The following is a 25395-nucleotide window of genomic DNA, read 5'->3' as shown; positions in this document are numbered from 1 at the left end:
CAAGAGATTTATATATTTTATATTTATGACAAATGTCCGGTTTCAGTACAGTGGTTGTCCGTAATTATTTTTCCGGGAGATGTATACTGGGGTGTTACCGCTGGTGGTAAAATCCTGCGTGGGGCAATTCTCATTTTAGTTGTTGCTGTACATGGGTCATGATATCTGCGGTATCGCGTGGATCAAACCAGGTGAATGCAGGATCTTTTCTGAACCAGGTGAGTTGCCGTTTTGCGTATTGGCGGGTATGTGTTTTAATATCGTCGATGGCCTGATCGAGGGAGATATATCCGTCGAGGAAGCTGAATATTTCCTGGTATCCCACGGTGCGGAGGGCGTTGTGTTCGCGGTAAGGCAGTACGGAGCGGACTTCTTCCACCAGTCCGGCGTGCACCATTGCATCTACGCGGTAATGGATGTTATGATGCAGTTGTTCCTTTGGCAGGGTGATGCCTACTTTAATCACCCGGAAATCGCGGGGGGAGCGGGTAGCGCTGCGGAAGGTGGTAATAGACTGACCGGTGGCGTCGAGTACTTCCAGGGCGCGGATGAGGCGTTGGGGATTTTGTGTTTCCGCGGTAGCGTAAAAGCCGGGATCGCGTTGCTGCAGTTGTTGTTGCAGCCAGGCGAGGCCGTGTTGCGCATACTGTTCATTGAGGCGGGTGCGGATGCCCGGGGCAATAACAGGCATATCGTCGATGCCTTCCGCAAAGGCCCTGATATAAAGACCGGTGCCGCCGCACATCACGGCAACGTCGTTTTTTTCGAAGATTTCGCGGGCGTATCCGAGGGCCAGTTTCTCGTAAACGCCGGCATTTACATCTTCACGGATGCTGTGGGAATTAATGAAATAGTGGGGAACCGCCGACAATTCTTCCGGGGAGGGCTTTGCTGTGCCGATGCTGATTTCGCGGTAGCATTGCCGGGAATCTGCAGAGATCACGGCTGTTTTAAACAGTTGCGCCATTTGAACGGACAAAGCTGTTTTGCCTGAAGCGGTGGGACCTGCGATAATGATGACGGTTTTTTGCATAAGTATTGCACTAAATATTTAGGGATCTGTTTATTTTTTCCGGGAGACGGGCCATTTCAGCTAAGTGGATGAAACGGGTGATCTCTGCAAAAAATAAACAGATCCCTAAAACGACTGACAGTTCTATTTAAAAGTTATTTTCTTCTTCTCCGCCAAATTCTTCTGCACCATCGCCGCCCAGAGCGTCGCTTTCTTCACCTTCTTCGCCGAAGCCATCGGCATCCATACCTTCTTTATTGAGGTCATATTTTTCTTCCATTTCCACGAGTTTATCACCTACCAGGCCTTTGGTGCCATATTGGCTGGGGGCAAGACCTTCTTTGCGCACGCAGGCAGGGTAAACCACTTTGCTGTTTTCGTCTTTGGAAACGCCGATGAGTTCTACGAGGAACGACCAGTTTTTGGCGAAATCGTAGAGATAGATAAATTTCTGATTAGGATCTTTCACTGCGGCAGCAATCATAGTATCCGCCATCAGCAGGGGTTCTGCTTTGCGGGGTTGATTATCTGCTTCCAGGATGATTTCCCGGCCACGTTGCCAGTTATCATTGCTGCGGAAAAAGGTGGCTTTGTGTTTTGAATCAAATTCGAATGCCTGCAAAATTGCTTGGTGAAATAATAAAAACGTCTGATTCGGCTTAATGGCAATGTCTCTGTAGACACTTTCATCTTCTTCCCAGTAAACTCTGAATTTCAAAACCGGCATGACAAAAAGGTTATAAGTTATTTAATGATTAAACACTCCGCAATGAGCGGTTGATCCTGAATGCTAGTGTACTTTATTATGGTATGTAAAATTACCAATTTTATTTAACCGGGCTTAGATTCAATGCGCCGGCTTTTTCCAATAAAAATGCGTATGCCGCCTCGTAAGTATTTGGGATTTCGCCGTCCAGGATCGCTTCCCTGATGGCACTTTTCAGATCACCTACGATCCTGCCTGGTTTCAGCCCAAATGTTTCCATGATCATTTCCCCGGTTATGGGAGGTTGCCAGTTGCGGATCCGGTCGCTCTCTTCCACTTCTTTCAAGCGTCTGCGCACCAGTTCAAAATTTTCGAGGTAGCGTTTAACCTTGGTTTTATTTTTTGAGGTAATATCCGCTTCGCACAGCATCATCAGTCCTTCTATGTCGTCTCCGGCATCGAAGAGTAATCTCCGGATAGCCGAGTCTGTTATGTTTTCTTTGGTGAGGCTGATGGGACGCAGGTGTAGTTCTACCAATTTCTTTACCAATCTCATTTTCTCGCTCAATGGCAGTTTCATTTTGCCAAAGATGCGGGGAACCATTTTGCCGCCCACCGCGTCGTGGCCGTGAAAAGTCCAGCCATGACCTGGTTCAAATTTTTTGGTAGCGGGCTTCCCGATATCGTGTAACAGTGCTGCCCATCGTAGCCAAAGATCTTTTGTATTTTCCGATATATTGTCTACTACCTGCAAGGTATGATAAAAATTATCTTTGTGCCCTTTTCCCTCGTACATCTCCACTCCCACCATATCGATCATTTGGGGGAAAATAATTTTGAGCAGGCCGGATTTATATAAGAGGTCCAGTCCTACAGAGGGTTTTACTGAGAGCATTATTTTATTGAACTCATCGGAGATCCTTTCCTGGGAAATGATCCTGATCCGTTCTGCATTTTCCTGTATTGCCGTGAAGGTGCCTTCCTCGATGGTAAACTGCAGCTGGGAAGCAAACCGGATGCCACGCATCATGCGCAGGGGGTCATCGCTGAAGGTTTGAGCGGGCGCCAGGGGAGTCCGGATAATTTTCTTATCGAGATCGGCGAGGCCGTCGAACGGATCGAGCAGGGAGCCATAGTCGATGTCCCTGAGGCTGATAGCCATTGCGTTGATGGTAAAATCGCGGCGGTTCTGGTCGTCCTGCAGGGTACCTGCAGACACTTCGGGGTTGCGGGATTCTTCGCGGTAGCTTTCTTTGCGGGCGCCAACGAATTCTATTTCCAGGTCATTCAGTTTAACCTGGGCGGTACCATAGGTTTTGAAGAAGTTAACGGGAATGTTGTTGCCTAAGCTTTCTGCGACTTTGTGTGCGAGTGCGATGCCATCGCCTACGCACACAATGTCCATATCTTTTGTTTTCCTTCCCAACAGTTTATCCCGCACAAAGCCCCCGATCAGATAGGCAGGAACGCCCAGTTCATGGGCGGCCAATGCTATCTTTTCCAGCACTTTTCTTTCCTGCAGGGAGCAGGGTATGTCCAACGGCTTGCTGCTGATCATATTTAAATATTCCTGTTAATTTTTATTCCTTTCTCTGAAACCAGGGCGCAAATGTAATAAATAAACGATTTTAATCCCGGATTATCACGATTGAACCGTCTTTGTTTATCCTGATAATCCTGGATGCGGCGCTGGTGGTTTCATCGTTTTGCCGGTACTTTACCACATAATCCACGCCATTCCGGATGTTGGCAGACACTTCGCGGAAGCTGGCCGGCGAGGGTTCCCCGCTGATATTGGCAGAGGTAGAAACCAGTGGCTTACGTAATCTTTTGATCAGGTGGCGGCAAAAAGGATCTTTCACGATGCGGATGGCGATGCTGCCATCTTCGCTGATAACGTTGGGGGCCAGTCCGAGTGCGCCTTCATAAATAACGGTGGTGGGGCGTGTGAAACCGGCGATGATGTCTGCCATATCGGGCCGTGGATTAGCCACATAATGCAGCAGGTCTTTCGCATCAGCCAGTAATATTACCAGGCTTTTGCTTTCGCTCCGTTTTTTGAGGGCATAAATTTTCTGTACGGCCGTTTCATCGGTGGCATCGCAGCCGATGCCCCAGATAGTGTCTGTAGGATAAAGGATAAGTCCGCCGGTACGCAGCACCGGCATGGCCGCACTGATATCATCTTCAAACATTTTATATTTTCTTATTTAGTTGTTTATATACTTTCATCATGGCGGCAGCGCACTTTTCGGGGGTAAAACGTTGTGCATGCTGCCATCCTTTTTCCTGCATCTGCTTTACCAGGGAAGGATTTTCAATTACCTGCCTCATGGCATCCGCAATGGAGCCGGGCTCCCGGGGATCTACGTACAGGGCTGCATCTCCCGCAGTTTCTGCAAAACAGGATCCGTGGGAAGTGATCACCGGTGTACGGCTCCAGAGGGCCTCCAGTATGGGGATCCCGAATCCTTCGAAGAAAGACGGGTAAAGGAGCGCCACCGCGCCCTGGTACAGGAGGGGCAACTCACTGTTCTTAAGCCGTACCTGTTCATTGAGGAAAATCACTTGTTGTGTGAGTCCGTTTGCTGCCAGGTATGCTTTTACTTTCTTTTTATAACCGCTGCCATTGCCCAATACCACCAATGGTAAATCCAGTGTACCTTTTAGTGTATTCATGGCCGTTACAATGCCTAACAGGTTTTTCCGTTCGATCAGCGACCCTACATACAGAAAATATTGCGACGGCAAACGGTACCTGGCGCCCATTGCAGCAATATCATCATCGGGATAAGTAACGGCAAAAGAAGGATCACAGCTTTGGTATACCACATCAATTTTATCGGCCGGGGTATGATAGTAGGTGATCAGGTCCTGCTTTGTCTGCTCGCTGATGGCCACTACCCTGTCGGCCTGATGGCAGGCGTAGCGGGCCTTACGGCGATACGTGATTACATCGATAGGATTGTACTGCTCCGGGTATCTTTCAAAAATAAGATCGTGCATGGTAACTACCGACCTGATACCGCTTTTATGGATACCAAACGGCAATTCATGACTGAGGCCGTGATAAATACCAACCTGGTAACGTAACAGGTCCTTTACCACAAAACGGCTGCGCCAGGCTGATTTAAACCAGCGGTACAGCGGCTTTTCCGGCACCACTACTTTAAGATCCGGCAGGGCACTAAGATCGTACATACCTGTTTGCTTTGGGGCAAACAGGTAATATTCATCTTCCGGAAAATCCTTTGCCAGAGATGATATCAGGGTACGACTATAATTCCCAAGACCAGTGTCGTTCTGGAATGCGCGTTTGGCGTCGAATCCTATTTTCATAAAGTTCTTTCTTCCACAAAAGGCAAAATTACGGATTACAGATGGCGAATTACGTATATCTGATAAGATTTCCGGAAATACCTCTTTGTAATTCGTAATTTTATTTTCTACGTATTATGTTTGCATTAATACAAATAAGCGTCAATCGGCTGTACCGATAAGCGTTTGCGCGGAGTTAAAATTACCTGTGTCTAAATTTGTGCTATACGTAGTAAAAACTAAAATTACATTTAATATTATACGAATATGTAAATAAGTATTTTATGCTAATGAAGGATATTGTGTTCTACGCAGCATACGGAGATGAAAAGAAGAAAGTGGTATTATCAGAACCGAGCGGTGCGGGCGGTCAAATATTCTTAACAATAGATAATTTCCACCGGGGAACTTTCACTGAAATGCGCGGAGAGTGGAGACACTATAGTAACAAATCCGAATTAACAATAGATGATATCCAGATTTTAGTGGAGATGATTAAAAATAAAAAATCCGCCTTGTGAGCGGATTTTAAAAAGGCCGGGGTGAAAGGGGGATTACTGCATAAGCGATCATTTTAAGGCAAGGTCCGGGGGCAGTACGCGGTGTATTTGCGCAGTTATCTATTCTCGGGCCAATCCCAATAATCTGTGCCGGGCAGGCCATCTTCACCTATCTCAACAGAGGATTTATGAGAGACGGACAGCCGGAGCACAACAGGATCCGTGGCATTCATTGTAAAAATCGTTAGTGTTGGTGCCTTATCGCATCCTTCCGTTACAATTGCCGGCAGAATATTGCCGAATGAATGCTGTAGTTCCTTGTCTCGGATGGCATGATAATGTACTATGCTTCCAACAGTTGGTAATTTTACTTCATTCAGGTTTATTATATTTTACTGGTTTAAAATGACTATGCCGACAGGTTGCTGCTGGTGCTTCATACTGGTAGGGTCAGGTTAAGTATAGGTAGTCGGTTTTCTACAGAGGTAATACATTTCTTCAGCTCTTCTGCATATTTTGGGCCTGTTGCATATCCGGCGGCGGCTATTGCATCGGCAAATTTCCTCGGATCGCTGAAGTTAAAGGCAGAAGCATAGCGCTTCTGCTCCTTCAGAAACCGACCATAATCCGTCCATGCTTCTGCAGCAGAATCATATGCACGGAATAGCCGGCGCACCACCCATTTATATCTGGTCTTACCGTCTTTTGTATATGCCGTGATGCTGATAACTTCAGGGAACTTATGCAGCTGTCGGTTATTATCCGGGAAATCTTCTTCGGTTCTTAGCAACTGTGTGCGCCCTTTCCATGCCGGACCAGGTGTCATGCCGGAGGAATTGAATTGTGGCGCATGATCGCCCCAGCCGCTTTCCAGCCCCTTCTGGGCTAACATGAATAATGTCGGTATCCCTGTATCACGCCAGCATGTAATGGCGGCAGGGAAATTTAATTTTATGAAAATGCTGATCTTATCGTTTGCGTTCATATAAATACTTTAATCAGTTTAAAAAGACCCCATACTCCGGGAATGGTCAGAATGCCAAATAGGTAGCAATACCAGTTTTGCCGGTTATTGGCTGTTTTCTGGCCGGCTATCTGCGCTTTGAGGGTTTGGTTGTCCTGAGACAATTCAGCGATTTTCCTGTTGGCGGCATTGAGTTTGGCGTTATCCAGTACAGGGTATGGAGCCGGCACCGTATCCGGCCAGCATGGTTTATACCATGATCGCAGGCTCTTAATTTTGGCAGACAAGCTATCTACCTGTCGCGCATATCCGGTTACCAGGTCAGCACATGCCCGGGAAATACTGTCCGCTGCGCGGGCACTGTCCATCTTAAACCGGGCGGTCAAATCATCGCCGGTCCAGATTAAACTATCCAGGGCGGTTAAGTAATTGGTATTATTCGCTGGGCGATATTCGGGGATAGGACCTGAGACCACCGGATAATATGTCCCGCAGAAATCGGCGAATTTTTCCGGGTGATCCGTAGCATAGTGCCTCGCGCCGCGCTCCGTGATGCATCCGGTTAGTACAATAAGAAATATCAGCAACCATCTCATCGTATCCGTTTTATTTCAGTGTGAGAATAAATCGTATCCAGCCCCGTTACGGTCACCCATGTATCCCACCGGAAAATTCTACCATCAGGGCGTTTATCAAGATCACTGTATTGCACAAACATCACCGGTCGCCGGCACAGGCTATCTATTTCCACAAGTGTAGCGTAAGCAAAGCTGTCGGCTTTCTGTTGGATAATAGCCTTTAAGGAGGAATCGGGCAAAGATTGCTGAGTTCCCGAGTAGTAATTGCCGGCTGATCCGGCAAATATAAATGGCGACAACACGAGCGCCACGAATGCTTTTTTCATAGCTGGCTGTTTTTTATGCTATCAATTTTGGGCTGGATGATACGCCTATCGGCATCTTCAATAGCCCGATCCATCAAGCGCTGAATCATTATACTGTCGGCTTTCCTCTTTATATCTGAATCCATTACTTTATCCATCAACCTTCCTTTATAGCAATCTTTTAAATCCTTCTGCATGGCCTTGCGCTCCTGCTCTGAAAGCTTAAGGAAGTAAAGAAGGACACCAATAATGCCACCCCATATGTATTTTTTCCATGCTTGTGGGATCTTAAACACCCGAAATTCTCTTTCCACCGATAATAATTAAGGCTATAAGAAATAGGAGTACATACTCATTTACCTGGTAGCTCTTCGGATCGAAAAACAATTCATCGAGCAGGTTATTCATGGCGCACAATACGCCGCATAGGATGATCTTTTTATGAAACACTGGATATTTAACCGGTAAATAGTCCGCTACCCAGTGCATCATTATGGCCAGGGCTAAACCCTGATAGAAGGCACCCTTCCATAAAAGCGGCCACACCGTAAATGTTACGATGTACATGAACAATGCAGCAGCTTTTATGATGGCGCGATCAATCATCTGTCGCCGGGTCTGGGGCCAATCAAATTGTCGTCCTTTTTAACCTTATTTGCATCACCGGCTACTCTGCCCAATACCGCGATAGCGGCAGCGATAGCAATGCTTATCCAGTTTGTTTCACCTGCTTTCTGCATTTCCTGAACAACCAATAGGCCGGCCACAATATACCCGGCTATTGAAGTGAGTGAAGATTTACCAAAAATTGTCTGAATGAATTTCATAGTTAAAAATTAAAAGGTGGTTAAAGCCGACCGCTTCCAACCGGCTGCGGTCTTTATATAAATGTAATTCGCGTCCCAACTGACATCTCCGGTATTCCCATTGGCGTCAGCGGAAGAAGTTGGCGTATACGATGTACGTAGTCGTAGCTGATTGTAACCAGTTGAACTACTGAAGTCTCCCCTGGCTGTAGGTGCATTATTCCCTACCCCTAAATTCCCTGCCCCCGTTAATCGCATCAATTCATCCGTATCTACTGTGTAGTCAACGGCTGTTGTCTGCTTGAAGAGCCATCTAAAAACAGGCGAAGCGGTAGGGGCACTACTTATTGCATAGTTGTATGACCCATTCGTTTCCGTGTTGAAGCCGGCGCGGTAATTAGAACTTATCAAATTGCTCCGTATACTGCTTGTATATGGTGAGGCATTCCAAATTCCGCTACCGGAAATACGAAAGCTTTCCGCCTTATCTGTGGCTGTCTGGTTGCTCACATATGCAGTGGACCCAGATAAAACAAAGGAGGCCGTGGTCAATCCCTTTATATCGCCAGAAGCGCCGCGGACCAAAATAGTATCTGAAGTAGAGCCGATAACAGGAGATGTGGCAATAGTAACAGCGCCGGTATTTTTTAACGTAAGAATATTTGCGATGTTAGTACTGTCTGTGTTCATTTTCTGAAAAGACAAATCGCCCGTTTCAGATACTATCCTATAATCTTTGTTCGACAGAGAAGTATTTTTGAATCTAAAAAAAGGAGCAGCGCTATTAACTGTAAAGCTATGATTGCTCTGAACCGGCCCCGTAAAGCTGGCAAAAGCATCGCGTGTACGAATAGAGAATAGGTTCATATTGTCTCTGGACCTGTCCACGAAAAAAGTGGAATCATTAAACAATAATCGAAGCAACGGGGCGGTGTTATCCGTTTCAGAGAAAGTAATTTGGGGCGCCGTGCCGGTCACTGTTACGATGCCGGAAGAGGTTATACTGCCAGCTGTCACCGCGCCTGATACTGCTAAGGGGACGGTTGGATTTGTAACCCCGATACCAACATTTCCGGCTATATACGAAACAGTATTCCCTGGCGAATAAATCGCCCACTTATTAATACCTTTTGTCTGCGGCCTTATGTACACTCCAAATTGGTTTGTTGTAGGGCCACTCCCTACTATATCCTCAACCATCAGGCTGACGCCATTTGTTAACACTCCAGTTCCTGTATGTTGCAGCAAAGCTTGCAGGGCATAAAAATCAGTGATATTACCCGACCCGGAAAATGTTGGACGTGATTGAACTCCATATAGGTGCGACCAATTTTTGCTACCGCCAAAAACAGTTGCGATATCCATTACCGCAAAAGCACTACCCCCAGATGTTGATGCCGATTGTGTAACATAACTATAATCACCTATACTGTGATACCCTGAGTCTACTACCATAGTATCTGTTATCATTAATTTGGCAGACCTGGTTGTAAATGGTTTGCTACCAATAATGTATTCCTTCAGGCCATGAAACTCTGGCCGAGGCGATGGTGAGTAGCGAATATCTGAAATCCCGATTGCGCTGTCGGTCTTGAATATTGCAAGGTATTGGGCTTGCCCTGTATCAAGTTTTGCACGGTATTTAAGGCTATCCACTAATCCGGTGGGTACCGGGAACTCTCCACCGGTGGTATAGCGTCCATAGAATATGCCGGTTGAAGGATCATAGCGGAGGGAATCGAGGGCCGTTATGCCCGATGGGGTATTTAAGAAAAGCTTTCCCGTAGCATCTACTGATAAATATTTAGATGCGTTGGTATTCGCCAATGGCGGTAGTTGGGCAAATAAATTATTAAAAACCGCGTATGGACTGCCAGATGTAGTACTAAGTATTGTACTACCTGGCGAAACTTCTGCATACGCAGATCCAGTAGATCCGGTTAAGGTTAAGAAGTCTTTCCCAGAAGAAAAGTAATTATTCAACGAAGAATCATTAAGTTGAAACGAACCCTGTTTTAGCATACCTACTGGAACACCTTTTGCATAAAATCTAAACTCACCCTGTTTTCCATTTGGCACATATATGTATCCAGATTCAGTACTGTCAAGTTCGGTGAACCCTATTTCTTGCTTATCGTTGGATAATCTGAACAACGGCGCCGCCTTTACAGTTCCGTTTAGAGAGAAAGCGTACCCCTTAGTTTTGATGTCTGTGTTGTGATTTAGCGAATCGCCCAGTTGGAAGGTATTACCGGCCAGGTGAACACCGTTATTACCGAAATAGATATTTCCAGCGCCACCTACGATACTGCCCCAATAATTACCGTTCCAAAACCGTATAGGTGGGGTCGCAGGATGCCCTACAGTGTCCTGTGGAAGTATGACTAAGGCGCCAACACGATAAGGGGCAAAGCCTGTGGTATCTCGCACTGGAATGTAAAGCCCGTTATCGAATAAGACACTTCCCGGATAGATATAATCACCGTAAACAGGTTGCGGATCCTGCGCCTTCACGAGGAAAGGCAGTAACAGGATTACTAAAAAACTAATTAACTTCTTCATTGTTATATTGTTACACTGTTATCATTTCTTGATATAATACAAATAAGGTCTGTCCTTTAAACATCCCTTTCGGAATATTCACCTGGCTTGTATTCGGATTCCAGGTGTATTCTGTTTGCTTTAACGGCTTGGTCTCCAGCTCAATCTGAAGTATGTTTTTACCAGTAAGTGGATTTCCGTTAATATCTGCCAGAGTAATGAGCGTTTCACCATTTACACCAGCAGTATAGTACGTCTCACTCGTTTTTTGGTACATAGAACTTGTAGGATTAGTCGGCACGTATGGATCTGACGGATTTTGATTAGGATTAGTATTCCCGTTAGGATTCTGATCGACTATTGCCAGTACGTTACCATTGTTACCGAAATTCGTTGCATATTTAATTCCTGAAAGGGTGAATCGCTGGTAAACATTTACATCAGTTACCAATTCATCGTTGTAAGTAAATTTTTGACCAGATAACGGTGTGTCATTTGCACTATCTACCCCACTATCCTGGAGAACTTTATACAGGAGATCCAGAGAGCCATAGCAATTCAAGCAAACATCCAGTAAGCTCTGACCATATACCGCAGTGAATGTTTTTATCGCCATTTAGTCTTTTGTTGCGTTTGGATTAATAGTCAACTGTCCATCGTTTCCGATCTGAACAGAAGGATTTGTAACTGTATACCCGTCTGATACCAGGTTCAGTTTAATTGCCCGCTGCAATTGTTGCTGTTGGCCGGCAGAATTCAAATAGCTAAACACACCCACACCATCAGGTGGGTTTTCTTTCCACCAGCCTGGAAAAGCGTTAATGGTATCCATGATGTGCTGTTCGTCACTTTCACTTATTAGAAAATCACCATCCCTTATTTGTAGGTCATTCTGCATAAGTGCTATGTCGTAATTAACTGCCATGTACTATTTTTTCATTTTCAATTTCAGACTGTTGTGTGGGTGTCAGAGTGCCAGTAACTGGTGTTGATGTTGTGCCCGAACTGCTACTTCCTGTAGTAACTCCGGTATGAACATGCGAATTGAATGTATTAATCAGTGTGTTCACCTTTTCTTCCAGCGCATTTAATTTCTGGGTAAGTGTGATCACTTTGACTAACCCGGCAAAACTGCCATCATTAAGGGTAATTTTATCCGGTTCCACATCGATGATCGAATCACCCACAACGGTATACATCCGGTCCAATTCACTATACATTGCTACATATGGCTGAACATATTTGCTTAAAACCACAATGACAGTGCTACCCACCTTAGGTACGCAAAGCATCCCATCATCGACTTCGGCCATGAGCTGAACTTCCAAAACATCGGCAACTGCATTTCCAGAAGTATTACTACAGGTGCAAACTCTGCTATCTACATCAACCGAATCCACATTGCACACCAATAGTGAAACCTGATCGTTCAAATCGGTACCAGTTAACTGTCGCAAAGCGTTTCTGATTGCTGCGTTACTCATATAACATTACCTTTTGCATCCAAACGAGCTATTTGATAGTCAAGGGAAATAACCTGACGCAAACCATTCATACCGTTGGAGTATGTTACCGCCTTTACTTTATACCGGCCATTGCGTTCCGGTAACACATTATCTATAATATCTACATTATCACCCTGCCGGACATATGGAATACCGAATGTGGTAAATTTGCCTTTAAAGCCGGTATAGTAGAATTTCTGTAATTCCTTCTTCGCTAAATCAATTAATTCAGCAGAAGATGCCACATTCCAGAAATATAGCGTCCTACGTTCTCCGGCAGTATTTGGCGCGAAATCGGCTTTTTCACCTGCGGGTTTTACCTTACCAATAAACTCACCGTTTTGTTGAGTGACCAAAACTTCCAGCCTCTCTTTCTTTGTTTTAGGCTTACCTGCTTTTGTCGTGACCTGCAACTCGCGCTTATTCACTGAATAGGCGATAGCGGAAAGCTGAACATCATCCTTCCGTTTGTAATCCAATTCATCGGAAATGATGTTCTCCTGAAATTTGAATATCTTTCTGCCACTGGCGAGGGCATCGCTTTCCAAATATACCTGGGCGCCACTGCGTAGTTCATTGCCGCGGAAATAACTCTCGAAGTGATAGTCCTTCCTGAGCCTGGCAAGTACTTCGCAAACTGTCTCATTCTGAGTGCGGAAAGCGCCGAAGGTCGTTTTCGTCAATGCGTTAACTGTAAAGTCAGTGCCGGTCAATAAATCCCGAAGGATATCTTCTAAAGTCGCAGTAGCTGGGTACGTTTTGTTGGGCGCGATAAGCTGTTTTAGTTTCCACATATTATCTTCACACTCCAATACAATCGGCAATTTGCTGGTGACTTGCGAAATATATCCCGTGAACAGTACACTGGTCCTCAATACCTCATTACCCGATTTTTCATAGTACCTATACCCGCCTTCAATTGTTACTTTATCCCCTTTGAGGAAAAGCGGCACACCGGTAGAAAATCCCCCTATGTTCACATTCGGTCCGTTCAGAGAAAGTAATGCCCCATCACCGTTTCGCACATAGACGTTCTTTGGAAGGGTAATCTTTGCCTTGTTAGTAAGATCGGCCCAACTATCAGATGCTTCGTATTCTGCTACGAAATCATAGCGAATTACGGATCTTCGGTTAGGAAAACTAGCCGTTGGCTGCTGCTGAAAAGTGATATTTGTGACTACTCTATACATTACTGATCTGTAGTTCTACTGGCGTGTCTGATATAGCATTAATCGTAAATATCTGTTGACTGTATCCACCTGGCTCCTGCGCAGTGTTGAAGTCAACAATAACAACATCGTAGATATCCAGGTGCTGCAGGTAAGTGCTGGTAACCCGAATAGGTACTGGCGCGTCTACCATTCTTTTTAATGCGATCACATCATCTGCTGGGTAATGACCGTTCTGTCCAGTGATAATGCCGTTAATGCTGATTTGATAGTCCCCTTTGCCGATGTATTCCTTTACTGTTCCGTCTCTACCCTGTATGGCTGTTGCCACAATGTTTTTAGGTAGTGATACAGCTAAAAGAACCGTGGTGAGCTTTACTGAAGGAACTATGATACGCTGAGTACTATTAAGATCATAGGCCACACTTTCAAAAGTCAAATCCGTCAACACCGGAGTGCCCAGGGATGATTGATAGAGTGCCGCATCCTGATAAGTAGTTTGGTCTATCTTGCCTGCGTAATTATTAGGCAAAGCCTTCATAACCCGCACATTTTGCAGATTATATGTCCGTATCAATTGCGATGCTATAGTTGCTGAAGTTGCCATTATTGCCCTGCTACAATTTGTGAATCATTAACTGCGCTCAGAAGCGCTTGAGTTACCAACTCTTTAATTTTTGCTGTTCCCTCAGTGATATTTGTGGTTTTTATCTGGAAATCTTTTATCAGATTATCAATTTTTATGTTGATGGTATATGATTTGGTACCGGACACTTTTGACGTACCAGTATCAGCTCCAGGGGTAACAGTATTAGTGCCTGGCTTACTGCCCCCTGCCGGCGTAACTGTCTTGGGTGTACCGGTCTTACCTTCAGCAGGGTTATCTTTAGCGAAATCCGCCAGACCTTCATCCCAACCTTTCTTCGCCGCTTTACCGAGGCGTTTTGCCGAGTTGAAAACAGCGTCTACCCCCTGCTGCCCACCCAACATATACTCATCCCAGTTGAAAGTGAAGAGCCCGTGAAGTTGGTGATATAAACCGGTGAAGATATCGGTTACTATAGATGCAAACTCTTTCAGCACGGCCCAAGCAGCCCAAACGGCGGCCCGGAATTTTGAAAAATGGTTGTACGCATAGATAACGGCAGCAGTAACCGCCGCTATTGCGGTAATTACAAATCCAATCGGATTGGCCGCAAAAGCGGCATTAAGCAGTATCTGCATACCGGTCCACGCTTTTGTCGCAGCTGACGCAGTTAGCATGCCATCACCCAACAGCGTAATGCTTGCGTATTGAATTGTCTCCCATAAAACCGATGCTTTGGTAACAATGAGCGCTCCGAGCATTATTCCTTTATATGTAAGCCAGGCAGCGCCGGCGATACCTAATGCAGTAGCTACATCTCTGATCAATCTTTTATGCTCCATCAACCAGCCCCAAACATCTTTCAATCCCTCTACAAATCCTTTAAGTCGATCAATTCCTGCCTTAATTGCCGGCTCCATATCATTAAATATGGTCTGCTTCAACTCAATGAAGGAGTTGTGCATATCCGTCATTTTAGCGACTGTCGATTGTACAGCTGTGGGAATTGCTCCGCCGAACTTATCCTGTAAGGCTTGGGCAAACTTTGGTAAGAAATCATTAGCCAGGACATTTCCTGCTTCCACCTGCTTCGTGAACTGGGCAGTAGTCATGCCCATAGCTTTAGCCGCTAACTGGAAAGCGCCCGGTAAGGCGTTACCCAGCTGTAGCTTTAATTCCTGACTCTGGACTGTGCCCTTTGAAACCATTTGATTCAAGGCCATGAATACCTGGTTAGCTTGTGCACCAGATAGATGCATGGCAGTTACCCCGGTTGTTACACCTTCAAATATTTTCCGGGCCTTTTCTCCTTGAAGAGCGGATCCCATAAGCGCCGCGTTCATAGATGAAAACCCTTCTGTTGTCTCCATGACAGGCAACTTATAATCATGAATCATTCTTTGTAGGAACGCATGATTTTCCGCTGCATCAGCGGCATTTAAGGAAGTGTAGTTTATTACATTGTTAAGGGTTTCCAGTTTACTACCGGTATCAATTACGTCCATCGCAAAATTTTTGATCTCGTTAAGACCAAATGCGATACCGATACCCGCACCAACTTTCATAATGCTTGATTGCAGATCCGACATAGTACCCTCCAGGTTCTTAGCGGTGCCATCTATGCTTTTAAGCTGATTTGAGATCAGATCACGGAGCGATAATGTATATACTACGGATTCGTTCACTGGTTATTCCATTTGTCCGGTTTTCTTCAAAACGTATTTGAGCATTCCCCAAAAGCGATAGATATCGTCCTCCGAAAGTGTCTCAGGGTCAATGTGTAGGTAGTAGAGGATATAAGAGCAGATCTTTCCGTATTCAGAGCTACCATCTGTTATGGTATACTCATCTATTTTTTTTTGAAAGTGTTCACGGCAAACTTTACGAGACCTTGTGCAGCCATAGCAGCGCCAAGATTATAAGTATCATTTTCCGGTAACTCACTCATGATTCTCGGATCGCTCGCTTCAGCGATGATGGTTAATTCAAGCAAATCCTGAGCGGCTGAAACCATCATACCAGCCATTGCTTTATCCAGAATACGGGTTTTAGCAAGTCTGTTCGGCTCTTTCAGATAACCGATAACCTGTTCTTCCGTCTCCGGGATTTCAAAAACGATGGGAGTTACTTTACCTCCAAATTTCTTTTCCAGCTCCGAGGCTTTTTCCTGGATCTGTTCATTTGACAGCTTGGTTGTTTCCTTTTTCATCTTACAGGTGGTCTATTTTGCCGATAATAAGCGGCAGGGTTACGATAAGTTTGGTATCATTTTGAGCAGCTTCCACGCCTTCTTCAAGGAATTCGCAGGAACGCAGAATATCACGTGAAGTACTTGCCAGGTTATTACCAAAGAGTACAGGAATGTCGAACATTCCGATTTGCAAAGGGTCGCGATTAGGTGCTGCTGCAATGATTCTACGCAGTTCATCCTGGTAGATATCGATGCTACCCTCCGGTTCAATCTGACCATAGCCACGGGAGATTGGCTGATTGCCATACCCGTAGTTATTCGTTTTGTTTTGTTTATTCTTATAGCTGATTTTGGTAATACCTATCACCGGCACTCCGAAAAGCACCAGTTTGATATCCGCCCAGGAGTAGTTTACTCCGTTAATGAGTGCAACGGCCATGATTAAGAAATTGAGACGTTAAATCCAATGTTTACCTGGATGTTCCGCGCTGTTCCAATTGGTACCAAGCTGACAGAAATAACCAGTAAACCGGTCTGCAGAATGTTTTGTGTCGGGTTAACTACTACCTGTTCAGCGCTTAACTCGCCATCACGGACCATTTGCGCCAAATTCCTTTCAGCTTCTGTTTCCAGGTAGGTAACAACTGTATCAGCGAGTGTGCCATCTGCATTCAGTGTAATTGGTCCATTAAGGACTGGTACGAGAGAGGTGTAGACTCCCCTGGTCGCTTTCTGAATAGTTCGGTTATCGGTGATGTACGCATAATCAGATGCCACAGAGATGGCGGAGCTATTCTCGTTGAAGAATGATCCCGCTGTTCCCACAAACTTGCGCAGGAAAATATAGCGTTTGTCCTGAAGCGCAGATAACAGGTTATCGGTGATAGATGCGTCACTGAACAGTTTACCGTTGGCAAAAGCCAATGTATCGCACTCAGTACCATCACTGATGTTGAACTTCTGCACCCATGCAATGCTTTCACTTACTTTCGCTAAGGCTACGGCGCCAAGTGCAGCGCCTAAAGTTGTGATAGATTTGCCGTAGGCGGCGTACAACTGTGCGCCTAATGCTGCGCCATCCTGGGATATTACTGCACTACACAAATTGGCTGTCAGTACTGAGAGATCCGCAATTGTGGAGATATCTGTAACCGCGGATATATCGGCAGCGTAAAGCGCTATGATCTCCTTGTGCTGGCCTACCAGTGTATTGCAAACTCCGTGAATGGCAGTAATGTCGGCAGCGCTGAAAGCAGCGCCGTCTTTGTATATTCCAACCTGCCTGATCAACCCATTTGCATAATTCTGCAATGTGATGATCTCTGAAAATGTATAAGGATTCGGCACGGCAAAAAAGCCGACGAATAAATTACCTTGCGGCTGTATACGGAAATACTCAGCAATATGGTAGTGCCATACTGCCTGCAAAGATGCAACCCCGCCGGTAAACTGAGTTAAAGTACCTGCAATTGTACCAACAATGGTAACAGTAACCGGAGTTCCGGTATTTAGGAACACGCCTAAGCCTTTGCGGGCTTTAATCGTTACGGTAGCGGAGGAAACAGTAGCCGTATATCCATGTGTCGCGGTACCGGCGTTAATAACAGCAGCAATTGCAGTAGCCACATCAGCGACAGCGGCATCCGCGACTACTTTAGTATAAGTGCCCAGGTTAACAACTTTGCCGCCCGGCTCAGTTACCGTGATAGTGAGTGTATTGCCAGTGGTACCAACGGCAGTAACCAGATAAGTTGCTGTTGCCTGGGTTTCATCACTGTAATTAGCGAGAATACCGGCGTTTTCAGCGTCTTGTACGCTGAAAAATTGTTTTATCCTGTTGCTCGTACTGAATCCAGACGGCAAAGTGGCGGTATAGAACACCAGCCCAGATATGTAATCCTGACCGGCTAAAGGTCTACCCAAGCCACCCTGACCTAAAACGAAACGTACATTATTAAGCGCCATGTAAGTTTATTTTACGGGGATCTGAATCGTGTCGCCCACTTTCAGCCCTTGTTTTTCAAAATCAGGATTGTTGATGAAATCCTCTTCAGTGAGAACATAATCTTCCGTCTCATCACCGGCCGAATCGGTTTCACCAATCACATCTGCGGCTGAGTATTCAACAAAACCTGGTACCTCCTGAAGATGGTATTCGCCGGCCTTGTTGATGTAGATTTTCTCTACATACTCGTGAGTAAGCAGAAATGCGATAGCCTTTTCAAAGTTTTTCGCTTCCTGCACTTTTGGGGTTTCGTTCTTCGCACTGTTCTTTTTTTCTTTTGCCATGGTTATGCAGTTAATGCACGGCCCATTTCAACCCAGGCAGTGCCGTTAAAGATGAATTCTATGTAGCCCTCTTTACTGATGGCTAATGTTAACGTTCCTGCGGATGAAAACCCGGTGCCGAATGTTGCTACTCGGCTTGTAGCGTCTGCTTTTAGCAGAATGCGCATCTTATCGCCTATAAAAGGCAATGTCGTATCCGCGGTAAAGGTCACCGCTCCAGTGAGAGTAGCAGGAACCACAAGGGTATCCTGCTGAGAAGCGGTAATTTTGATGCTTGCGGCATATGCAGGGGCTTTATAGTCCTGCGTAACGGTCCTGAAGGTATTATCCTGGTTAGGACCGGGAGTGAATCTTGGATTATTAGGCATGTGCTATAAAGTTTAAAGCGTGATTGTGGTGTAGAGGACTACAAAATCAGGGAAACCAAACTGGGTATCCATTTTGAACAGTCCTTTGATAAAGTACAGCTCACTGTTTGCCTGCAGGCGAGCCAGTTGCAAACCGTCCTGATCTTCGGTACTGTTGACGCCCAACCAGGGGTTAGAATCCAGATCCGGACTGGAAACACAAATAACGATTGTGTTATCAGGCATACCGGCTAAAGGCACCACATCATAGCCTTTGTATCTGTTGATACCTTTTTCGGTAGTATCATTGTTCTTAAAGGTTTGAGTGGTCAGCGCTTCTTCATAGATCTGTTGAGTGGCGTAGCTGATATGAAACTTCAGCCCCTTAGCACCGTATTTATACAGAATCGCCTGCGGAACAGCTTTATAGGCTCTTCCCATTGCGTCCAGTATGTTTTCCTGACCGCCACCGGCAGTGCCGGATACGAGCGTTGCAGGAGAAGAAACCTTAACAGTCTCAGAAGCCTGTAACAGCTTTACGATAAGACCATCGAAGTATAAATACTGCACATCGGTAGCCGCTTGTCCTTTTGTGGTAGGATCTACTGCTAAGCCTTCAGGGTCGAACATGATCCGACTTTTCCAGGTTGCGTTTTCGAAGAACTCGTTCAAACGCTTCATCGTCTGTAACACTGTGAAATCCTCTGCGGTAGGAGGAAGCTCACGATCCAGCAGTTTTGGCTCCAGGTTTACGGCTTGCCAATGCTGTTCGTAGTCACGGGGGTTAAACTCCAGGTAAAGCATCATATCCCGTGGAATCAGCACTTTGCCGTCAACGTTGATGTTACCTTTACTGGAGGGGGTTGCAGCGCGTTTCTGCATAAAGCCAGAAACCTCAATGCGAGGAATAGTGTACTGTTTCTTAATCCCGTCATGTACGTGGATACAACCTTTTTGTACGGTATCCATCTCAATAACCGGACGGGTAATGAAATAACTGGCAGCTTCGCCAGCATAGGTGGTGTCTTGGATTACAAGTGCTTCAGCCATTGTTCACTGTTATTTTAAGCGGTTTGAAATCTGTGACATAGCCAGAGCGACGCCACCTTTCATTTCAATATTTTCTTTTGGTTCACGGTTAACGACTTCAAACTTGGAAGCCGTTTTGTTTACCGGTAAACTTTCAAGACGGTTTTTAACTTTGTCAAAGTCTGTTACGGCATCCTCGGTCCACTCCGCGATAATTTTCGCTTCGTTTTTGATTTTGCCGGCTTTAACAGAAGTGTCGATGAGGTTTTTAGCCTTTTCCAGTTTGGCTTTATTTTCCACTTCGATTTTCTCCTTGTTAGAAGCGTCCAGGTCGTTTTTCATCTTATCGTAGTCTTCCTGGAGTTGTTTTGATTTGTTCTGAGCTTCTTCCAGGTCGTTTTTCAGCTTATCCAGCGCCTCTTTGGAAGAGTTTTGCAGGGCAGCGAGATCGCTTTCAGCTTTAGTGGCGCGATTTGTAACAGCGTCAATTGCAGTTACGATACTGTCCTCATTAGCTTCTGCGTTAAGCCCCAGTTTGTTAGTAACCTTCAGCATTTTTGTACTATTTAAGGTGATAAGTTTGTTCACTATTTTGTTGGCCTCTTTCCAGTAGTTAGCAGGAGTGTTCAGGCCGGAGAGACGTTTTTTATTGAGGTCGATACTTTTTTCCACTATATCGCATAACCCGAGAGAGTAGGCTTCATCCGCAGAAATAAAAGTGGTTCGGTTCATCATGCGTGAAGTAGCTTCTTCATCCATACCACTCCGGCCACAAATCATTTTAACCAGAGAACCTTTCATGGCATCAATCAGTTTGGTATTGTCGCTGCCGGAAGGGTTGTGATACATCTGAACAGAATAATCGGCCATGATACGATTACGTCCTGCCTGGAAAATAACCGCCGCAATGCTTGCCGCCATACCAACACAATAGGTATCTACTTTTGTATTGCTTTTCAGGATGGCATTATAGATAGCGTAGCCCTCCATTACATTACCACCGGTGCTGTTGATCCAAACCTGTATGCGCTTTTTACCCATGCCATCAAGGGTTAACAGCTCCTGTTGAAACAGGTCGCCCCGGATACCTTCACCGTCTTCATCATCTGTACCGATATGACGGTTAATGAGCATTATGGGCTCATCAGATTCAATGTTCACTGTGTAATAAAAAGGCATGGTGTGAAATTAAAAAGCCCCCGATGGTCGGAGGCTGAGATAGGCTATCTATTTGGAGTTAATTACTGATTACGGGAAACCGGAATACGGTATTGTTGTAGATGCTTATATTGGGTCTTTAAAATACAATTATGCCCAAATACACACTGCTATCATTTAAACGCATACCCAGTAAAGTAGAGGGAGGCGGCGTATTAGATCATAACACCTGGGAACTGTCTTTTCTTGTTGAGAAATACTTTGGTTTATATTGCCGCTTCCGGACTGTAAAGGTTTACAGTCATTCCCACTATGCTACTGACTACATTGAAGATAAGTGGCGGAAACATATTCTACAGCCTTTTCCGGACTTGCGGGTAATTGATGAAATTACATGTTACTATTAGTATGTATTTTTTGACTGTAATTTTGATATCTGCTCCTTCGGCATTGAATCAAAAAAAGACCGAACCATTATTTTAATGGCCTGGCTGCATGGCATTTCGTTCAGTTCTGCGTACTGGGTTACGAGCTGCCGATATTTCGGCGGCAAAGATGCTTTTACCTGGTTTTTCCAACCCTCTTTTTTCTTTTCGGCCATGTGCTATAGTTATGCTACCCGTTGAACCCAGAGTACAGACCTGTAGGGGTTCATGATACTGTATACTTCTCCGCCGCCAGTTATTCCTGTTTCCCCTGCCTCAATAGCGACATAATCCGGGGTGCCTGAGCTATCTGCATTTGCTTGTAGCTTTGGGATGTTAAGTGTATGGCTATGGGGGGCCATTTCTTCAATAGTGTTTTGGTGTGTTTTACTTCCTCCCACATTATTAAATGGTGCATTAAAATCAGGATCAGCAGGAGTCCACCCAACTGGAATACGCCCCCGCATATCAATGGTATTGCCTAAACCGTTCATATCATGCCAGCCAATAGTGTATGGATGAATACCGGCTCCATTAGCATCAAAATACTTACTGTAAAGATCCCCCGCGGGCCATTTCCACATCGTAATCTGTCCGATGCTGCCCTGCAGCCTTTTTGTAATATCAATCCAGTCCAGGTAATTAGCTGCTCCTGACCCGCTTAAACCGGCCTGAATAACACACTTACGAATCTGGTGAACATTCCTATCGATACCGTCAGTAAACTGCACCGGGTCGGCAGTTACATCAGAGAAAAACGATAGCCCGATAGTATTGCCTGGTGGGTTGGGTACGATACCTACGGCGACATTGGCGCCACTCACAGAAAATACTGCGGCATCTACCAGGTACATTTCGCCGTTGTAGAAAACGGAGCCGGCAGAAATGTTATAGTTATTGCCACTACCAGAATTAACACAACCATTCAGCACATACATCTTTGTTGGGTCATATGCAGATCCTGCCAGTGCTTTACCGAGTGCTGATAATGCTTCCTGATAAGCCAACTGTATATGAACCAGCGAACCGGCCTTTAATGGTAATCCAACAGTTCCGCTCACGGCGGATGTATCTAATTTTCTCATTGTTAATATGTTATAACGTTGTAAAGTATTCCAGCTATGATATACTGATCGGCATAATTCCGGATGATCTTTTCGCAGTTAAGCGGATCCGGATCCAGCGAGTTAAACAGTGCTACCGGTACGTGTATAGTCAAGTTTGCAAACGGACTGAAAACGTATTGGTTAATAATAAACTGCGATGAGTTGTTACTATAAACAACTGATGATATATTCTCAATCCCGCCAACAGTAAAAACACTATACGGTTTTGCTGTCACTGTGGTGTATATATCACTTACATTGGGAGGCTGCCGGAAAACACTGCCGAAGTATTTATTAATGGCATACTCAAAAATCAGTTTATTACCGGTATACAGCACTCGTTCAAACACACCGATAAAGTTTTCCTGTACAACCATCCAGGAGGTTTGTACAATAGGTTCGTCCGTATTTCCGTCGATAAGGCTCTCGTATACCTTCTGCTTATACTGCACCCTGTCATACTTATTGTAAGACGTACCATTAACCCAGGCTATGGCAGTAGATCCGGTGCGGTAACTCCCCATCCATAAATCACGTAGCCACTGTATCGGTACCACCAGGGCTTTCAACCATGCAACAAATAGCCGGTAGCGCTTATCAGGCGGTGATGCCTGCACAACAATCTTGTTAAAATCTACATCGTATATACTCATTACTCAGGTATGAATTGTAAAGTATCTGTCGGTGTATTACCTGCAGTCGTTTCCGGTATCATGTACCCGCTAACCGTTGGCCACAGCCGGGAAATCACCTGGTTATTGAGCACCAGATAAGTACCGGCGCCGAAAGCTGTGTTATAAGCTCTAGCAGATACATTTTGCAACAACACGTCCGTAACACCCACAACACTACGGATAGCAAACTCCAAACTGCTGATGCGCATTTGCCCGTTAAATGGCAGCTGCGCAAAGAAAGCGTTAATGGCCTGCAGCACATTGGCGCTGATCACATCACTGTATTGCCCGTTGTAGAACACCTGGCCCTGGATGTAAAGCAGATCTGGATCAGTACTGATCACGTTATATGATATACCATCAGCACCTATCAGATTAACGTAACTCTGGACCGCATTCAGCTGAGAACTATCCAACGCCTGTGGCGGATCGCCTTTTGCCACTTTCACGATAACATTGTTGGCGATATTGGTAGTGACGCTGCATCTGGTGATTATCCGTAAGGAAGGGTCGATCACTGGATATGTGGGCGCCAGGTTAACCAACTGGATGATTTGAGGTACATCAGTACTGTATTGAAACTGAAATACCCGGTCCTGTATCCATGCAGCGCTTGCCGGCGCTCCTTTTGCTACAGTACTTTCTACCTGAGCGTTGAAAATGTCCATAAGCTGTTCCAACATACTGATAGCAACACTCGTTATGTAAGCCCATAATCGGTAGATCGCCCTGCGGCTGGTAGAGGTGAGACCCGGTGACAAATCCGGGTCGGCTGCCACCTGGTCGAGTATTTGCTGTTCTATTTGTGCTATCTTTCTTGCCATTATTGTGGTATGTATGGTTTATATCCTGGATGAGGGTAAAGGATGTTGTTCTCTACACCGGGAATATTGTCAACGACGTTCAACTGAATTTGCAAACCGGTTGGCGGATCTTTCGTAATGAGTTTTCCGCTATCCGGATCCAGCGGAGAGCCTTTTGTATCTATGAAGTTGACCGCGAAATCCACCGTGTAGTGATAAATGTTGTCGTGTTCATAGTCTTGTTCTTCTAAAATCTTTGTCATTGGCCCGCATCCAGTGGGTTTAAATAACTGCAGCTTCTCAATAACCGCGTCGCGTATATCGAATACTACGAGATCCTGTTCAAAGGTGCCGTCCTGCGCATCATAGTATTCATGCGCTATGTGGATACGGAAAATAAGATCCGCAGAAGAGACTCCCAGCGCCAGAGTATCCCATAAAAGCCCTTGCAAGGTTTCTACGAATGCCGCGGGCTTCGGAAAGTTGTACTGTTCTCCGCTCTTCTCATAATCTATCTGGTTATTCCAAACACGGATAAACTGAAGAGCGGGAATCTCTTTAAGCGCATTTAGTATATCCAGTATCGGTTGTTTAATCCCTGCCACGGCTATTATTTAAAGTTCTGATCGGTGTTCTTTTTAATTAATGCTTTGGTGATGCGGTCTACTTCACGATTCCATCCTATAAACTGGCGTTTTGGCATTTTACCGCCGTTACCCATTATCCCACCATCGTTATGTATGGCTGCGTATGGCTGTTTCATCTGAAACCGAACACCCTTAGATGTTGTTACTTTGATGCTATTATTCAAATCCCGGCGAAGCGCTCCAGAACCTACCAGGATCTTCCGTTTCCGCCGGCTTAGTCCTTTTCTTTTGGGGTATTTCCATTCTGGTGTTCCTTTTATCCGGCGTTTAACCTCCTTCCACGGCTTATTCCCCCAAGCTTGCTTATCAAAAGACCGCATGAAGTAGTTCTTTTGCGCAACAGCTATTTCCCGAACTAGTTTAAGTTCGTTACGCTTAAAGTTGCTAAGCACCACATCAAAGCCAAACTTACTCTTTGCCATTATGCCATTATGCCATTACCGGTTTATGAAATTCACAGATAAGCGGCTCCCACTGGAAAGGTGATCCCCTTCTTACCGGGATGTGGTCCATTGTCAATTCCTCTTCATCCTTTAATACCTGTTTATTTTTACTGGTGAGCATAAGCACCTCGACCCCTTTACGGAAAAGATCGTAGTAAGCAGGTCGTAAGATGATCGCTTTTAAGGGGTTTTGCCGCTTACGGTGATACCCCACTGCCTGGGCTACCAGATCAATGGCGTTATTGTATGTTCGGTTATAATCACTGAAATTAAAAGGCTGATTCATTGTTCAC

The 25395-nt window shown here is 45.3% G+C and carries 33 protein-coding genes; 1 reads left to right on the top strand and 32 read right to left on the bottom strand.

Going from position 1 to position 25395, the window contains the following annotated elements; translation table 11 throughout:
- Nucleotides 1–130: 130 nt before the first annotated feature.
- From miaA to PV783_RS11720, 5 genes are all read right to left on the bottom strand, one after another.
- Nucleotides 131–1033 carry a tRNA (adenosine(37)-N6)-dimethylallyltransferase MiaA gene (miaA, locus tag PV783_RS11740; RefSeq protein WP_420988110.1) on the bottom strand — a complete coding sequence of 301 codons (903 nt, stop codon included), beginning with the start codon at nucleotides 1031–1033 and terminating at the stop codon, nucleotides 131–133.
- Nucleotides 1034–1160: 127 nt separating this feature from the next.
- Nucleotides 1161–1739, bottom strand: a complete 579-nt coding sequence (locus tag PV783_RS11735; RefSeq protein ID WP_079468598.1) for an IS1096 element passenger TnpR family protein — start codon at nucleotides 1737–1739, stop codon at nucleotides 1161–1163.
- A 100-nt stretch (nucleotides 1740–1839) separates the two neighbouring features.
- Nucleotides 1840–3276 (bottom strand): CCA tRNA nucleotidyltransferase, encoded by a 1437-nt coding sequence (locus PV783_RS11730; protein WP_079468599.1) that lies wholly within the window; start codon nucleotides 3274–3276, stop codon nucleotides 1840–1842.
- Between the two features lie 70 nt (nucleotides 3277–3346).
- A complete protein-coding gene (locus tag PV783_RS11725; protein ID WP_079468600.1) occupies nucleotides 3347–3913 on the bottom strand; it encodes an L-threonylcarbamoyladenylate synthase in 567 nt (188 codons plus the stop codon).
- 1 nt (nucleotide 3914) lies between these two features.
- Complete coding sequence (locus PV783_RS11720) at nucleotides 3915–5057, bottom strand: glycosyltransferase family 4 protein (protein WP_420988109.1); 1143 nt, start codon at nucleotides 5055–5057, stop codon at nucleotides 3915–3917.
- 263 nt (nucleotides 5058–5320) lie between these two features.
- On the opposite strand from PV783_RS11720, the gene PV783_RS11715 reads away from it, so the two are divergent.
- Nucleotides 5321–5557 (top strand): hypothetical protein, encoded by a 237-nt coding sequence (locus PV783_RS11715; RefSeq protein ID WP_420988108.1) that lies wholly within the window; start codon nucleotides 5321–5323, stop codon nucleotides 5555–5557.
- Between the two features lie 415 nt (nucleotides 5558–5972).
- Here the strand turns inward: PV783_RS11715 and PV783_RS11710 are convergent, their stop codons facing one another.
- The 27 genes from PV783_RS11710 to PV783_RS11580 all read right to left on the bottom strand — a co-directional run bounded on the left by PV783_RS11710 (nucleotide 5973) and on the right by PV783_RS11580 (nucleotide 25388).
- Nucleotides 5973–6521, bottom strand: coding sequence for a glucosaminidase domain-containing protein (locus PV783_RS11710; RefSeq protein WP_420988107.1), 549 nt, complete (start codon nucleotides 6519–6521; stop codon nucleotides 5973–5975).
- Nucleotides 6518–7096 carry a hypothetical protein gene (locus PV783_RS11705; protein ID WP_420988106.1) on the bottom strand — a complete coding sequence of 193 codons (579 nt, stop codon included), beginning with the start codon at nucleotides 7094–7096 and terminating at the stop codon, nucleotides 6518–6520. The genes PV783_RS11710 and PV783_RS11705 overlap by 4 nt, the downstream gene beginning before the upstream one ends.
- A complete protein-coding gene (locus PV783_RS11700; protein ID WP_420988105.1) occupies nucleotides 7093–7404 on the bottom strand; it encodes a hypothetical protein in 312 nt (103 codons plus the stop codon). The genes PV783_RS11705 and PV783_RS11700 overlap by 4 nt, the downstream gene beginning before the upstream one ends.
- Nucleotides 7401–7697, bottom strand: coding sequence for a hypothetical protein (locus tag PV783_RS11695; RefSeq protein ID WP_420988104.1), 297 nt, complete (start codon nucleotides 7695–7697; stop codon nucleotides 7401–7403). The genes PV783_RS11700 and PV783_RS11695 overlap by 4 nt, the downstream gene beginning before the upstream one ends.
- Nucleotides 7672–7950, bottom strand: coding sequence for a hypothetical protein (locus PV783_RS11690; protein WP_420988103.1), 279 nt, complete (start codon nucleotides 7948–7950; stop codon nucleotides 7672–7674). Before PV783_RS11690 ends, PV783_RS11695 begins: the two co-directional genes overlap by 26 nt.
- A gap of 35 nt (nucleotides 7951–7985) precedes the next feature.
- Nucleotides 7986–8210, bottom strand: coding sequence for a hypothetical protein (locus PV783_RS11685; protein WP_420988102.1), 225 nt, complete (start codon nucleotides 8208–8210; stop codon nucleotides 7986–7988).
- Between the two features lie 9 nt (nucleotides 8211–8219).
- Nucleotides 8220–10751: a hypothetical protein gene (locus PV783_RS11680; RefSeq protein WP_420988101.1), complete on the bottom strand. Its 2532-nt coding sequence runs from the start codon at nucleotides 10749–10751 to the stop codon at nucleotides 8220–8222.
- Nucleotides 10752–10761: 10 nt separating this feature from the next.
- Complete coding sequence (locus PV783_RS11675) at nucleotides 10762–11346, bottom strand: hypothetical protein (RefSeq protein ID WP_420988100.1); 585 nt, start codon at nucleotides 11344–11346, stop codon at nucleotides 10762–10764.
- Nucleotides 11347–11655 carry a hypothetical protein gene (locus tag PV783_RS11670; protein ID WP_420988099.1) on the bottom strand — a complete coding sequence of 103 codons (309 nt, stop codon included), beginning with the start codon at nucleotides 11653–11655 and terminating at the stop codon, nucleotides 11347–11349.
- Entirely contained in the window at nucleotides 11645–12214 is a 570-nt protein-coding gene (locus PV783_RS11665; RefSeq protein ID WP_420988098.1) for a hypothetical protein, read from the bottom strand. Before PV783_RS11665 ends, PV783_RS11670 begins: the two co-directional genes overlap by 11 nt.
- Nucleotides 12211–13425 (bottom strand): hypothetical protein, encoded by a 1215-nt coding sequence (locus PV783_RS11660; RefSeq protein WP_420988097.1) that lies wholly within the window; start codon nucleotides 13423–13425, stop codon nucleotides 12211–12213. Before PV783_RS11660 ends, PV783_RS11665 begins: the two co-directional genes overlap by 4 nt.
- Nucleotides 13418–13945: a DUF6046 domain-containing protein gene (locus PV783_RS11655; RefSeq protein WP_420988096.1), complete on the bottom strand. Its 528-nt coding sequence runs from the start codon at nucleotides 13943–13945 to the stop codon at nucleotides 13418–13420. The genes PV783_RS11660 and PV783_RS11655 overlap by 8 nt, the downstream gene beginning before the upstream one ends.
- A gap of 65 nt (nucleotides 13946–14010) precedes the next feature.
- On the bottom strand, nucleotides 14011–15675 hold the full coding sequence (locus tag PV783_RS11650; protein ID WP_420988095.1) for a tape measure protein: 1665 nt from the start codon (nucleotides 15673–15675) through the stop codon (nucleotides 14011–14013).
- Nucleotides 15676–15839: 164 nt separating this feature from the next.
- Complete coding sequence (locus PV783_RS11645; protein WP_420988094.1) at nucleotides 15840–16199, bottom strand: hypothetical protein; 360 nt, start codon at nucleotides 16197–16199, stop codon at nucleotides 15840–15842.
- 1 nt (nucleotide 16200) lies between these two features.
- Entirely contained in the window at nucleotides 16201–16620 is a 420-nt protein-coding gene (locus tag PV783_RS11640; protein ID WP_420988093.1) for a hypothetical protein, read from the bottom strand.
- Between the two features lie 2 nt (nucleotides 16621–16622).
- A complete protein-coding gene (locus tag PV783_RS11635; RefSeq protein WP_420988092.1) occupies nucleotides 16623–18146 on the bottom strand; it encodes a DUF2586 family protein in 1524 nt (507 codons plus the stop codon).
- Between the two features lie 6 nt (nucleotides 18147–18152).
- Nucleotides 18153–18470, bottom strand: coding sequence for a hypothetical protein (locus PV783_RS11630; protein ID WP_420988091.1), 318 nt, complete (start codon nucleotides 18468–18470; stop codon nucleotides 18153–18155).
- Between the two features lie 2 nt (nucleotides 18471–18472).
- Nucleotides 18473–18838: a hypothetical protein gene (locus tag PV783_RS11625; protein ID WP_420988090.1), complete on the bottom strand. Its 366-nt coding sequence runs from the start codon at nucleotides 18836–18838 to the stop codon at nucleotides 18473–18475.
- A gap of 12 nt (nucleotides 18839–18850) precedes the next feature.
- Nucleotides 18851–19867, bottom strand: coding sequence for a hypothetical protein (locus PV783_RS11620; protein WP_420988089.1), 1017 nt, complete (start codon nucleotides 19865–19867; stop codon nucleotides 18851–18853).
- Nucleotides 19868–19876: 9 nt separating this feature from the next.
- A complete protein-coding gene (locus PV783_RS11615; protein WP_420988088.1) occupies nucleotides 19877–21025 on the bottom strand; it encodes an ATP-dependent Clp protease proteolytic subunit in 1149 nt (382 codons plus the stop codon).
- A gap of 382 nt (nucleotides 21026–21407) precedes the next feature.
- The gene (locus PV783_RS11610) at nucleotides 21408–21605 is read right to left on the bottom strand and encodes a hypothetical protein (RefSeq protein ID WP_420988087.1); all 198 of its coding nucleotides are present in this window, start codon (nucleotides 21603–21605) and stop codon (nucleotides 21408–21410) included.
- 9 nt (nucleotides 21606–21614) lie between these two features.
- Nucleotides 21615–22514, bottom strand: a complete 900-nt coding sequence (locus PV783_RS11605) for a hypothetical protein (RefSeq protein WP_420988086.1) — start codon at nucleotides 22512–22514, stop codon at nucleotides 21615–21617.
- 2 nt (nucleotides 22515–22516) lie between these two features.
- Nucleotides 22517–23188 carry a hypothetical protein gene (locus PV783_RS11600; protein WP_420988085.1) on the bottom strand — a complete coding sequence of 224 codons (672 nt, stop codon included), beginning with the start codon at nucleotides 23186–23188 and terminating at the stop codon, nucleotides 22517–22519.
- Nucleotides 23188–24033, bottom strand: coding sequence for a hypothetical protein (locus PV783_RS11595; protein WP_420988084.1), 846 nt, complete (start codon nucleotides 24031–24033; stop codon nucleotides 23188–23190). Before PV783_RS11595 ends, PV783_RS11600 begins: the two co-directional genes overlap by 1 nt.
- Nucleotides 24033–24617 carry a hypothetical protein gene (locus PV783_RS11590; RefSeq protein WP_420988083.1) on the bottom strand — a complete coding sequence of 195 codons (585 nt, stop codon included), beginning with the start codon at nucleotides 24615–24617 and terminating at the stop codon, nucleotides 24033–24035. Before PV783_RS11590 ends, PV783_RS11595 begins: the two co-directional genes overlap by 1 nt.
- 5 nt (nucleotides 24618–24622) lie before the next feature.
- Nucleotides 24623–25081 (bottom strand): phage virion morphogenesis protein, encoded by a 459-nt coding sequence (locus PV783_RS11585; protein WP_420988082.1) that lies wholly within the window; start codon nucleotides 25079–25081, stop codon nucleotides 24623–24625.
- Nucleotides 25082–25088: 7 nt separating this feature from the next.
- Nucleotides 25089–25388, bottom strand: a complete 300-nt coding sequence (locus tag PV783_RS11580; RefSeq protein WP_420988081.1) for a hypothetical protein — start codon at nucleotides 25386–25388, stop codon at nucleotides 25089–25091.
- Between the last annotated feature and the right edge of the window lie 7 nt (nucleotides 25389–25395).

This window comes from Chitinophaga sp. CC14, from assembly GCF_048957795.1.
Taxonomy (GTDB): Bacteria; Bacteroidota; Bacteroidia; order Chitinophagales; family Chitinophagaceae; genus Chitinophaga; species Chitinophaga ginsengisegetis.
Note: the sequence above shows the minus strand (reverse complement) of the source record. Positions and strands in the feature narration are given on the sequence as shown.

Bases quoted from the DNA above. Each gene is read 5' to 3' on its own strand.
- PV783_RS11610 (WP_420988087.1), bottom strand. From the start codon at position 21,605: ATGGCCGAAAAGAAAAAAGAGGGTTGGAAAAACCAGGTAAAAGCATCT.
- PV783_RS11580 (WP_420988081.1), bottom strand. From the start codon at position 25,388: ATGAATCAGCCTTTTAATTTCAGTGATTATAACCGAACATACAATAAC.
- PV783_RS11670 (WP_420988099.1), bottom strand. From the start codon at position 11,655: ATGGCAGTTAATTACGACATAGCACTTATGCAGAATGACCTACAAATA.
- PV783_RS11730 (WP_079468599.1), bottom strand. From the start codon at position 3,276: ATGATCAGCAGCAAGCCGTTGGACATACCCTGCTCCCTGCAGGAAAGA.
- PV783_RS11635 (WP_420988092.1), bottom strand. From the start codon at position 18,146: ATGGCGCTTAATAATGTACGTTTCGTTTTAGGTCAGGGTGGCTTGGGT.
- PV783_RS11645 (WP_420988094.1), bottom strand. From the start codon at position 16,199: ATGAAAAAGGAAACAACCAAGCTGTCAAATGAACAGATCCAGGAAAAA.
- PV783_RS11700 (WP_420988105.1), bottom strand. From the start codon at position 7,404: ATGAAAAAAGCATTCGTGGCGCTCGTGTTGTCGCCATTTATATTTGCC.
- PV783_RS11625 (WP_420988090.1), bottom strand. From the start codon at position 18,838: ATGCCTAATAATCCAAGATTCACTCCCGGTCCTAACCAGGATAATACC.
- PV783_RS11595 (WP_420988084.1), bottom strand. From the start codon at position 24,033: ATGGCAAGAAAGATAGCACAAATAGAACAGCAAATACTCGACCAGGTG.
- PV783_RS11660 (WP_420988097.1), bottom strand. From the start codon at position 13,425: ATGTATAGAGTAGTCACAAATATCACTTTTCAGCAGCAGCCAACGGCT.
- PV783_RS11735 (WP_079468598.1), bottom strand. From the start codon at position 1,739: ATGCCGGTTTTGAAATTCAGAGTTTACTGGGAAGAAGATGAAAGTGTC.
- PV783_RS11615 (WP_420988088.1), bottom strand. From the start codon at position 21,025: ATGCCTTTTTATTACACAGTGAACATTGAATCTGATGAGCCCATAATG.
- PV783_RS11680 (WP_420988101.1), bottom strand. From the start codon at position 10,751: ATGAAGAAGTTAATTAGTTTTTTAGTAATCCTGTTACTGCCTTTCCTC.
- PV783_RS11690 (WP_420988103.1), bottom strand. From the start codon at position 7,950: ATGTACATCGTAACATTTACGGTGTGGCCGCTTTTATGGAAGGGTGCC.
- PV783_RS11715 (WP_420988108.1), top strand. From the start codon at position 5,321: ATGCTAATGAAGGATATTGTGTTCTACGCAGCATACGGAGATGAAAAG.
- PV783_RS11605 (WP_420988086.1), bottom strand. From the start codon at position 22,514: ATGAGAAAATTAGATACATCCGCCGTGAGCGGAACTGTTGGATTACCA.
- PV783_RS11720 (WP_420988109.1), bottom strand. From the start codon at position 5,057: ATGAAAATAGGATTCGACGCCAAACGCGCATTCCAGAACGACACTGGT.
- PV783_RS11710 (WP_420988107.1), bottom strand. From the start codon at position 6,521: ATGAACGCAAACGATAAGATCAGCATTTTCATAAAATTAAATTTCCCT.
- PV783_RS11675 (WP_420988100.1), bottom strand. From the start codon at position 11,346: ATGGCGATAAAAACATTCACTGCGGTATATGGTCAGAGCTTACTGGAT.
- miaA (WP_420988110.1), bottom strand. From the start codon at position 1,033: ATGCAAAAAACCGTCATCATTATCGCAGGTCCCACCGCTTCAGGCAAA.
- PV783_RS11585 (WP_420988082.1), bottom strand. From the start codon at position 25,081: ATGGCAAAGAGTAAGTTTGGCTTTGATGTGGTGCTTAGCAACTTTAAG.
- PV783_RS11665 (WP_420988098.1), bottom strand. From the start codon at position 12,214: ATGAGTAACGCAGCAATCAGAAACGCTTTGCGACAGTTAACTGGTACC.
- PV783_RS11705 (WP_420988106.1), bottom strand. From the start codon at position 7,096: ATGAGATGGTTGCTGATATTTCTTATTGTACTAACCGGATGCATCACG.
- PV783_RS11725 (WP_079468600.1), bottom strand. From the start codon at position 3,913: ATGTTTGAAGATGATATCAGTGCGGCCATGCCGGTGCTGCGTACCGGC.
- PV783_RS11630 (WP_420988091.1), bottom strand. From the start codon at position 18,470: ATGGCAAAAGAAAAAAAGAACAGTGCGAAGAACGAAACCCCAAAAGTG.
- PV783_RS11620 (WP_420988089.1), bottom strand. From the start codon at position 19,867: ATGGCTGAAGCACTTGTAATCCAAGACACCACCTATGCTGGCGAAGCT.
- PV783_RS11600 (WP_420988085.1), bottom strand. From the start codon at position 23,188: ATGAGTATATACGATGTAGATTTTAACAAGATTGTTGTGCAGGCATCA.
- PV783_RS11640 (WP_420988093.1), bottom strand. From the start codon at position 16,620: ATGGCCGTTGCACTCATTAACGGAGTAAACTACTCCTGGGCGGATATC.
- PV783_RS11685 (WP_420988102.1), bottom strand. From the start codon at position 8,210: ATGAAATTCATTCAGACAATTTTTGGTAAATCTTCACTCACTTCAATA.
- PV783_RS11655 (WP_420988096.1), bottom strand. From the start codon at position 13,945: ATGAAGGCTTTGCCTAATAATTACGCAGGCAAGATAGACCAAACTACT.